At 31.6% G+C, this 8,696-nt stretch carries 10 protein-coding genes and 1 pseudogene; 5 read left to right on the forward strand and 6 right to left on the reverse strand.

The window, feature by feature from the left end; genetic code table 11:
- Positions 1 to 362: 362 nt before the first annotated feature.
- Together LJ207_RS12405 and LJ207_RS12410 are read right to left on the reverse strand one after the other, a co-directional pair.
- The gene (locus LJ207_RS12405; protein ID WP_369414191.1) at positions 363 to 989 is read right to left on the reverse strand and encodes a UPF0236 family transposase-like protein; all 627 of its coding nucleotides are present in this window, start codon (positions 987 to 989) and stop codon (positions 363 to 365) included.
- Positions 943 to 1,269: a UPF0236 family transposase-like protein gene (locus LJ207_RS12410; protein ID WP_369414192.1), complete on the reverse strand. Its 327-nt coding sequence runs from the start codon at positions 1,267 to 1,269 to the stop codon at positions 943 to 945. The genes LJ207_RS12405 and LJ207_RS12410 overlap by 47 nt, the downstream gene beginning before the upstream one ends.
- Before the next feature lie 312 nt (positions 1,270 to 1,581).
- On the opposite strand from LJ207_RS12410, the gene LJ207_RS11870 reads away from it, so the two are divergent.
- Positions 1,582 to 1,881, forward strand: a complete 300-nt coding sequence (locus tag LJ207_RS11870; RefSeq protein WP_229346715.1) for a type II toxin-antitoxin system Phd/YefM family antitoxin — start codon at positions 1,582 to 1,584, stop codon at positions 1,879 to 1,881.
- A 396-nt stretch (positions 1,882 to 2,277) separates the two neighbouring features.
- Here the strand turns inward: LJ207_RS11870 and LJ207_RS11875 are convergent, their stop codons facing one another.
- Together LJ207_RS11875 and LJ207_RS11880 are read right to left on the reverse strand one after the other, a co-directional pair.
- On the reverse strand, positions 2,278 to 3,078 hold the full coding sequence (locus tag LJ207_RS11875; protein WP_229346716.1) for an ExeA family protein: 801 nt from the start codon (positions 3,076 to 3,078) through the stop codon (positions 2,278 to 2,280).
- Positions 3,071 to 3,568 (reverse strand): annotated as a pseudogene (locus LJ207_RS11880) (Mu transposase C-terminal domain-containing protein); the annotation flags it as partial. The gene LJ207_RS11875 and the pseudogene LJ207_RS11880, both read right to left, overlap by 8 nt.
- 160 nt (positions 3,569 to 3,728) lie before the next feature.
- Between LJ207_RS11880 and LJ207_RS11885 the strand changes: the two are divergent.
- Genes LJ207_RS11885 through LJ207_RS11895 form a run of 3 tightly spaced genes read left to right on the forward strand, consistent with a single transcriptional unit; the run spans position 3,729 to position 6,944 of the window.
- On the forward strand, positions 3,729 to 4,973 hold the full coding sequence (locus LJ207_RS11885; RefSeq protein ID WP_229346717.1) for a site-specific integrase: 1,245 nt from the start codon (positions 3,729 to 3,731) through the stop codon (positions 4,971 to 4,973).
- A gap of 1 nt (position 4,974) precedes the next feature.
- Positions 4,975 to 5,928: a tyrosine-type recombinase/integrase gene (locus tag LJ207_RS11890; protein WP_229346718.1), complete on the forward strand. Its 954-nt coding sequence runs from the start codon at positions 4,975 to 4,977 to the stop codon at positions 5,926 to 5,928.
- Complete coding sequence (locus LJ207_RS11895; RefSeq protein WP_229346719.1) at positions 5,925 to 6,944, forward strand: site-specific integrase; 1,020 nt, start codon at positions 5,925 to 5,927, stop codon at positions 6,942 to 6,944. Before LJ207_RS11890 ends, LJ207_RS11895 begins: the two co-directional genes overlap by 4 nt.
- A gap of 67 nt (positions 6,945 to 7,011) precedes the next feature.
- On the opposite strand, the gene LJ207_RS11900 is transcribed toward LJ207_RS11895, so the two are convergent.
- Positions 7,012 to 7,809 (reverse strand): helix-turn-helix domain-containing protein, encoded by a 798-nt coding sequence (locus tag LJ207_RS11900; RefSeq protein WP_229346720.1) that lies wholly within the window; start codon positions 7,807 to 7,809, stop codon positions 7,012 to 7,014.
- Positions 7,810 to 7,965: 156 nt separating this feature from the next.
- On the reverse strand, positions 7,966 to 8,490 hold the full coding sequence (locus tag LJ207_RS11905; protein WP_229346721.1) for a DUF6431 domain-containing protein: 525 nt from the start codon (positions 8,488 to 8,490) through the stop codon (positions 7,966 to 7,968).
- A gap of 110 nt (positions 8,491 to 8,600) precedes the next feature.
- Between LJ207_RS11905 and LJ207_RS12585 the strand changes: the two genes are divergently transcribed.
- Positions 8,601 to 8,696 (forward strand): phage replication protein O (locus LJ207_RS12585; RefSeq protein WP_500796443.1); only part of this gene is annotated, 96 nt, incomplete at its 3' end.

Raw genomic sequence — 8,696 nt, forward strand, 5'->3', positions numbered from 1 at the left:
ATCAACTAAAACTAATTTTATACAAGTAAAATTATTACAGTTTGAAATTAGTTCAATTTATTATTGCAATTTAGTATCTATATTTAGACATACTTCTCCTATAAATATCAGAAATCATTTATCCAGCTTAAATTATTGGATTATTTATCATTGTATCTGATATATTTTTTAATCCTTTAACCCAGTCTTGACCTGATTTTGGTCCTTTTAGAGCAGGCATTGTTACTTTCAATACTTCAGATTCTGATCTGGAATATTTCTTTTGCACAGTATTATATGCTTTGTTTAAATCATCTGTTTTGAATTCCCAGTTAACTTTATCTAAATGCTTTTCTAAAGTGTTATTTCTATCTGCTATTTCTTTATCTGTTTTTTTCTGTCTGTATTGTCTTGCTTTTTTTTAGGTTTTCTCTTGGTTTATCTATATCATTTTCTTTTATATTATCCAGTAATTTCGGTATGAATTTCGATCTACCAAGTTTCTTAAAAAGATTTTTATTTAGATGATATTTATCTAAAAATCTCACTTTTACCTGAGGTATATATTCCCTTCCTGTTGTTATCCAATCAGCTCCATCTCCGCATAAAACTGAAATGCTGCCATTAGCAAATGAGTAGTCTTCATAAATCTCTGCAGCAGTTTCTTTCCAAAGTTCATCACTGCTAAATACGCCACCATAATATTTTTTACCTGTTAAATTATATTCATCACTCATTGGATGTCTTTTTTCCCATCCCTGATAACTCATACCAAGCTTGAGTTCACCCTTTTCTTTGTCATCTTCCTGGAGTGGAATATGAATTTCGTCTGCTTCTACAAAAAGATGTTCAATTTCTTTTCTATCTCCATATTTATCATCAGGTATCAGTCCATCATTAAAGAAATCATGCTGCTTTGTTTTAGCTTCTTTGGCAAGTTTAGAACCTTCTTTTTGAACCCAGTTAAAAATTGAAGAATGACTGGTTGAAGTCTCTAAGATATTTTCTATATGGAAGTTCTGTTACTAAATCTAATGCTATTTCTTTTAAAGCTGGAGACTGCCTTTTATTAGCTGGTATATTTAAGTACTCATCTAAAAGAAAACGAAAATCATCATTTGAATCTTTATAGTATCTTCTCTTAATAGTTACTTCTCCAAAAAGAGTATCAAGAGTTCTTTTTTTGATATCTTTGTTATCAAATTTATCCTTATCTCTACTTTCCATAATTATCTCATCAATTTTTTCTAAAAGTCTTTTTAGAATTTCTCTAGCTTGATTACAGACAATTTTAAAATTTTTTTCTCTAAATCCTTGAAGTTAGTTTCATTTTGTAATATCCTTAAATCAAGTTCCAAGGGGCCTCACTCCTTTCTTTTTAAATTGTCCTTGTGAGGCTCCTTCTTTATTTGTCTTAAAAATCCTGCCTATTTACTCAAATCAATTCTTAAATCCCACTTTTGTTTTACACTAACAAAGAAAAAAACAAGTAATTATATAAATTAAAAATAAAATATTACAATTGATTTTACATAAAATTTAATGTATAATTTAATTAAGATAATCATTTATAAAATATTTTAATTTATGGAGGTGCAGATAATGGTTACTTTAAGAATTGATAGAGATTATATGGTCTCATCTTCTGAAATTGTTCGAAATTTTAGCAAAATGTTAGATAAAACAAAAGAGTCCCCACTATTTATTACCAGAAATAATGATATTGAAGGTATTATGATGGATATTGAAGAATATGAAATGTTATTGGGAAAAATAGAATTTCTGGAAGAACAATTAGAAGATACCCATATTGAAGAAATCATAGCCAAAAGAAAAGAAAATTTTGATCTTAAAGATGCAGTAAATGAAAAAGAAATAATGGATTTATTAGATAAAGAATAGTTTTTAGGGGTCTTAAGTTGATGAAGCTTAAATTTCATCCTGAAGTTAAGAATGATATTGATAATTTAGAGGGAAGTGTTAAATCCAGACTTAAGAGTACACTTAAAAAATCAAAAAATCACCTGAGTTAGGCAAACCACTTGGAAATAAAGGTAATATGAATCTATCGGGTTGTTTAAAAATATACTTTTATAGGAAAAAGTATAGAATTGTTTATCAAATATTGTGTGATTTTGCAAATTAATCCAGTTAAATTATTCAGATTAAATCAGCCTAAATCAGCTAAAATTACAGCATAATTTTCAAATTAAATTAGTAAAAACAAAAATATTTTGCAGATTAAATTAGCAAGGGACTTAAAAATAAGCCCCTTTAATTTGAATAATATTTTTCACTTTAAAATGTATCTTTTTCGCAGGCTTTGAAGACAATTTCCTGGTTTATCTGCTCTGCTTTAAGCTGAAATCCTAAAAGCAGAGAATTAACTGCGATATTGTTGATCAATCTAGGTAGCCCTCTGGATCTCAAGGCAATTGCCTCCAGAGCCTGAGGTATGAATACTGGGTGATTTGCTCCAGCAAGTTTAAGCTGGTGCTCAACATATTCTTTGACTTCTTCTTTGTTTAAGGGGTTCAGCTGATACTTCATGATCACTCGCTGATTTAAGGACTGATTATGATTTAAATTTAGCTTTGTCATAAAGTGAGATAAACCAGCTAAAATCAGAATAAATGGGTTCTGAGAATCCATAGCAAAATTAAATAAAATACCAAGATCACTCAAAAATTTGTTGGGAGCAAGCTGCATTTCATCTAAGATAATGATGGGAGTAATCTTTTTCTCGTTGTAAAACTTTAAGATAGCAGCCTGAACCTGATTAAAAAGATCCACCTTTCTGAATTTAGGTTCTTCTCCCAGGCCAATGGCTATGCCTCTGTAAAAATCCATTACTGAGCCTGTAGATAAGGGGAAATAGATGACCTTAAATAATGATGGATTAACACTGTTAGCCATAGATCTCAGGGCAGAAGTTTTACCACTTCCAGGTTCACCAATAATGACAGCAATGCCTCTTGTTTTTTTAAGATAGTCAAGTCTGGCAGACAGTTCTTTTAAGTTTTCAGACTGGTAGAGATCTTTAGTTTCAATCTCTTTTTTAAATTGATTATCTGATAAAGAATAAAAAGATTTATACATTTTTGCTACCTCCTTCAGTCATTTTAGCAAAGGAGATAGGATTACCTCTTTTAGCATGAGCATTATCAGCCATAATCACAGGCTCAGCTTTAGTAATGCATTTACCATTTTCATAAAGATAAATATTATCATATGTTTCTTGATCAAAGCGGATCTTAACCTTTTTGCCAATATAGACAGGTGGCACCTGATAGAGTTTAGAATTAACAGATATAGTTCCATCATGTCTAACTTTTCTCTGAGCTCTTTTGAGAAAAAGCAGCTTAAGTTTTTCAGGATCATCATAGGTTTTAACCTGACTAATCTGGGACATGTATTTATCCAGAGGGGTCATCTTCAGAGAAGAGTGCACTTTACGGTGATAATCTTTTTCCAGCCACTTAAAAAAGCTCTTGTTTAGCTTATCCAGGGAAGATAAATCTTCATCAGTTAAAAGAGGTAAAAATCTTTTTCTGACAGTTAAGTAAAACCTTTCAATTTTGCCTTTATTATGTGAAGCTTCACATAACAAGGGTTATGCAAAGTGTATGATTATGTAAAGTACATTAAAATAATGTTGATATACTAGAAATTTTTGCTGGTTTACTTTACATAATTACTCTATAATTAGTTAAGGCAAAAGCCTAAATATTATAGAGAGGAAAATGCAAATGAAAAGAGAACAAAAACTTCAGGAACTAATATCAGAACTGGGGGTGCATCTTAAAAGTCTATCCTACCAAAGAGCTACACAATTAAAATATCAGAGAGGCTGGCAGCTTTTAAATGACTTTATGGTCAAAAACTCTATTGAATTCTATAATTCTCAGGTAGGAGAAAAATTCATATCCAGTATAATGAAAAATCGCCCCTATGAAAAACTATGCAGAAAAGAAAAAGACCTTATCAGAATAGCAAATGTAACCAGTGAATTTCAGGCTACGGGTGTAATTAAATTTAGATCAATCTCTAAAAAGTATAACTTTGATGGAGAGATAGGTAAAATTATTTTAACCTATCTAGAACACCTTAAGCTTAGGGGATTTGCAGCAAAAACACTGGAAAGCAAGAAAATTTATTTATTAAGATTTTTAGATCACCTGAAAGCAAATAATATACTTTCTTTAAATAGGATAGAAAGTCAGCATATACTTCAATTCATTAATAATCTGGGGATATATTCTAAAGCCACAATCCATAATATGTTCAGCACTCTTAGAGGTTTTTTAAAATATCTTTATCAGAATGAAATAGTGTTAATTGATTTTTCATATGTTATTCCAAAAAGCAGTTACAAAAAAGAAAGGAAATTACCAACTACCTATACCAAAGATGAAATTAAAAGGCTACTTAAATCAGTAGATAGAGCAAATCCCAAAGGTAAACGAGATTATGCGATGATGCTGCTGGCAGCAAGACTTGGATTACGAGCTTCTGATATCTGCAGATTAAAGTTTGAAAATATTAACTGGAAAAAAAATATGATTAGAATTAAACAGACAAAAACAGCCAGAACAGTTGAACTACCTCTTTTAACGGAAGTGGGTAATGCAATTATTGATTATCTTAAATTTGGGCGTCCAGAATCAGAACTCCAGTATATTTTCATCTGTATAAATCAGCCTTATGATAAGTTAAAAGAGCCAACACTGCACAGCATAGTTACATTTTATTTAAATAAAGCAAAAATTTCTAATCTGCATAAGAAAAAACATGGACCCCATGCCCTGAGACACAGCCTTGCCTGTTCTTTACTGGAGCAAAAAACTCCACTTCCAGTTATTTCAGAAGTGCTGGGTCATAGCAGTACAGAAAGCACAAAAACATATCTAAGAATAGATTTAGATTCTTTAAGACAGTGCTCACTTGAAGTTCCAGATCTAAATTCACCTTATTATATTCAGGAGGTGAACTAAAATGGAATTTAAGAGCATATATGCAGTGCTTTTAAAACAGTATATAGAATTTAAAAGAAATATTGGTTATGACTACAAAGAGATTTCTAGTTTTAAAACATTTGATCGATTTATTATTAAAAATGAATTTACTGAGATAGGTTTAACTAAAGATATATCTGATAAATGGGCTAAAAAACGAAAAAATGAAGCTGATACTACAAGATACAAAAGGATTAATCATATTAAAAATTTCTCGATTTATTTAAACAAGCTTGGATATCAATCATATATTCCAGAGCAGATTAAATTCAAAAAAACTACCTTTACACCATATATCTTCTCTAAAGAAGAAATTAAAAGTTTTTTTGATGCCTGTGATAATTTAAAATTCCATAAAAAATTAAATACAAGATATGTTATGCCAGTTGTATTCCGTATGATTTACGGCTGTGGTTTAAGAGTTAGTGAGGCTCTCTCTTTAAAAACTGAAGATGTTAATTTAACCGAAAAATACATTGTTATTAGAGATTCTAAAAATGATAGAGATAGAGTTTTACCTTTATCTGACTCATTAACTGACATCTGCCTGGTATACAGAGAAAAATGTTTATCGAAAAATCTAATCACAAATTATTTTTTCACTCAGCAAGATGGAAGCAGTTATGACTCTAATACTGTTTACCGCTGGTTCAGAAAAATATTATGGGAAGCCAATATTTCTCATGGCGGTAAAGGAAAAGGTCCACGAGTCCATGATTTTCGACATACCTTTAGTGTTCATTCACTGATTAAAATGGCAGAATCTGATCTTGATCTATATTATTCTTTACCTATTCTGTCTAAATATTTAGGGCATCAATCATTGGAGGCAACAGATAGATATGTCAGACTGACATCTGATATGTATCCAGAACTAATTAAGGAAGTTAATAATCTCTGCTCATATATTTTTCCAGAGGTGAAGCTTCCATGAAAAAAGCTGATTTTTCCTATTATTTAACTTCTTTTTTAAAAGTTTATTTACCTGGTGAAAAAGGAGTCAGCGAAAATACTATTTTATCTTACAGGGATACCTTTATTCTTTTTCTTAACTTTCTTAAGGATAGCAAAAACATTCCTGCAGAAAGTATTACTTTAGAAATTATCACAAAAGATATTATTGTTGATTTTTTAGATTGGATAGAAAATCAACGGCAGTGCAGCATAACCACCAGAAATATTCGGCTGGCAGCCATACATTCTTTCTTTAGATATCTTCAATATCAGAATCCTGAAAATCTGCAGGAGTGGCAGCAAATATTATCAATACCAGTTAAAAAAACAGAAAAGAAAACAATTAATTATTTAAGCTTAGATGGGATTAAATTGTTACTGGAAATGCCAGATCAAAGTTTGAAATCAGGGCAACGCAATCTAGCAATACTGAGTTTAATGTATGATACAGCAGCCAGAGTACAGGAAATCATTGATTTAACCCCCTCAAGTATTCGTTTTGATAAACCATATACAATCAAACTAATTGGCAAAGGAAAAAAAGCAAGAATAGTTCCTTTAATGGAACCAACAGCTAACATTTTAAGAAAATATATGGAGGTAAATGGCCTGCTGCAAGATTATGCAAATGAGTATCCACTATTTTTCAATAGTCGTAAAGAAAAGCTCACAAGAGCTGGAGTAAACTATATTCTGAAAAAATACAGCAACTTGGCTAAAGAAAATGCACCTGCTTTAATACCTGATCAAATTTCATGCCATTCATTGAGACATTCAAAAGCTATGCACTTACTTCAGGCAGGAGTTAATCTTGTTTATATTAGAGATATTCTTGGTCATAGCTCAGTTCAGGTAACTGAAGTCTATGCCAGAGCTGATTCCAGACAGAAACGCGAGGCAATTGAAAAAGCCTATACTGATGTTTCTCCTGAAGAAAAACCTCAATGGCAGGATAATGACAATTTATTATCCTGGCTGAAAAAATTTGATCAATAGATTAACTCAAATTATGTAAAGTTAATTTAAGAACGATGCACTCATTACAGTGTTTTAAGAATTTACTTTACATAATCATACACTTTGCATAACCTTTATCAGCAGGTGAATACGGCTTAGTGTGAATCAGGGTAATACCCAGAGAAGCACAGGCAAAATGAAGATTATCACTGCGATAGACTTTACCATTATCAACATAAAGGAGTTTTGGAATACCTCTTCTTAAAATAGCTTCTGAGAGTACCTGCTGCACAGCAGAAAACTTTTCTGTTGTTAAGAATTTGGCATAAGTAATAACCCTGGAGCAGTCATCAATAAAGGCAAAGAGAAAAGTCTTAACCTTTTTGCCATCAAGGTTGAGATAGGGTCCATACATCTCGTCTCCCTGCCAGAGCATATTAACCTGATCATAGGCAAAACGGCGTCTGTTTTCTTCTTTGCGGGGAGAGTTGACCAACAGGTTCTTCTTTTTAAGAAAGCGATAGACAGTAGAATAGGAGGCTTGAGAGGGCAACATTTTCTTTTCAGTGATCAGCTGATCATAGAGTAAAGAAACAGACCGATCAGGATGATCTTCTCTAGCTTCTAAAATAACTTCTTTAAGTTCTGGAGTTAAAACACGGCTTTTGCCTTTGTCATTTCTGGGTTTGGGTTTAAGCCCTTCAAAACCACCTTTGCGATAGGCTCTAACCCACATGGATATGGTTTTTGGTGAGTATTCTCTGACTCCATAATAAGGGACATTATGTTTTTTAGCAGCCACCTTTGCCAGATACTCGTTCTGTTTTTTCACCTGTCTATTCAGGATAGGTGAAATGAGTGAAAAACGAAATAGAGCTATCTGTTCTCTGTCATTATCAGTCATCAAAATCAGCTCCTTTAAGCTTAAATTTTAGCATTTAAGAGCAAAAATGTTCTTAAACTGCTGATAATAACATTTTAATCAGAAAAATAGCTCTTTTCTAGTGAAAGCTTTTGTGTTTAAAAAAATAGTTCCAAAACTTTAATCTTTATGGTATAATTAAAGTGCCATAAAACATTGATTAAAGTGATCCTGATACTCTTTTGAGAGTATCTGAGCGTCGGAGCTCCAAATCATTTTAATTAGTTTTGTGGCTTTTTTTATTCTGGATAATTTAAAGGGAATCAGTGAGTGATATTTATCTCTGAAAAAAGCAATTAGACCAGGAACATTGCAGGTAAACCTGTGCAGATAAAAATATACTGCTCGTTTGTAGAGAAGGAGTTTTTTCTGCAGCAGATATTCTTTCATACAGCAGATAATATAATTTAGAGATCTCTGAAATCTAGGGAAGAGAAAGGCTGGAAGAATCGAAACAGTTTTGCCACAATACTGGCATTTATATCTTCTGATTAAGATTAAGTAGCATTTTTTATCGATGGTGATTACATAACGAGGATAAAACCCATGTTTCTTAAGTTTATCATGGCAGTGAGGGCATTCTTCTGGGTGCAAAAAATCATTATCCTGACCAAGTTCAGAATATTCCTTAACAGTAATTTTAAAGTCATGAATAATTTGCATCCGATCACATCCTAAATATTCTGACAATATTTTATCAGATTATTTTAGGAAAAGAAAGTGCTAGTTTTAAATTATTTTGATTAATATTTATCGTTTTCTAATGGATTAATTTGATAGATAACATCATAGATTTCAGCCAGAATGATGAGTTCTGGAGTTCAAACATATTAAGTGCTAAAAAGCTGAGAAAGCAGATTGTTAAATTG

Source organism: Halanaerobium polyolivorans, from assembly GCF_020711195.1.
Classification (GTDB): Bacteria; Bacillota; Halanaerobiia; order Halanaerobiales; family Halanaerobiaceae; genus Halanaerobium; species Halanaerobium polyolivorans.

Excerpts from the sequence above, each read along its gene's own strand:
- LJ207_RS11870 (WP_229346715.1), top strand. The coding sequence starts at position 1,582 with ATGGTTACTTTAAGAATTGATAGAGATTATATGGTCTCATCTTCTGAA.
- LJ207_RS11875 (WP_229346716.1), bottom strand. The coding sequence starts at position 3,078 with ATGTATAAATCTTTTTATTCTTTATCAGATAATCAATTTAAAAAAGAG.
- LJ207_RS11885 (WP_229346717.1), top strand. The coding sequence starts at position 3,729 with ATGAAAAGAGAACAAAAACTTCAGGAACTAATATCAGAACTGGGGGTG.
- LJ207_RS11890 (WP_229346718.1), top strand. The coding sequence starts at position 4,975 with ATGGAATTTAAGAGCATATATGCAGTGCTTTTAAAACAGTATATAGAA.
- LJ207_RS11895 (WP_229346719.1), top strand. The coding sequence starts at position 5,925 with ATGAAAAAAGCTGATTTTTCCTATTATTTAACTTCTTTTTTAAAAGTT.
- LJ207_RS11900 (WP_229346720.1), bottom strand. The coding sequence starts at position 7,809 with ATGACTGATAATGACAGAGAACAGATAGCTCTATTTCGTTTTTCACTC.
- LJ207_RS11905 (WP_229346721.1), bottom strand. The coding sequence starts at position 8,490 with ATGCAAATTATTCATGACTTTAAAATTACTGTTAAGGAATATTCTGAA.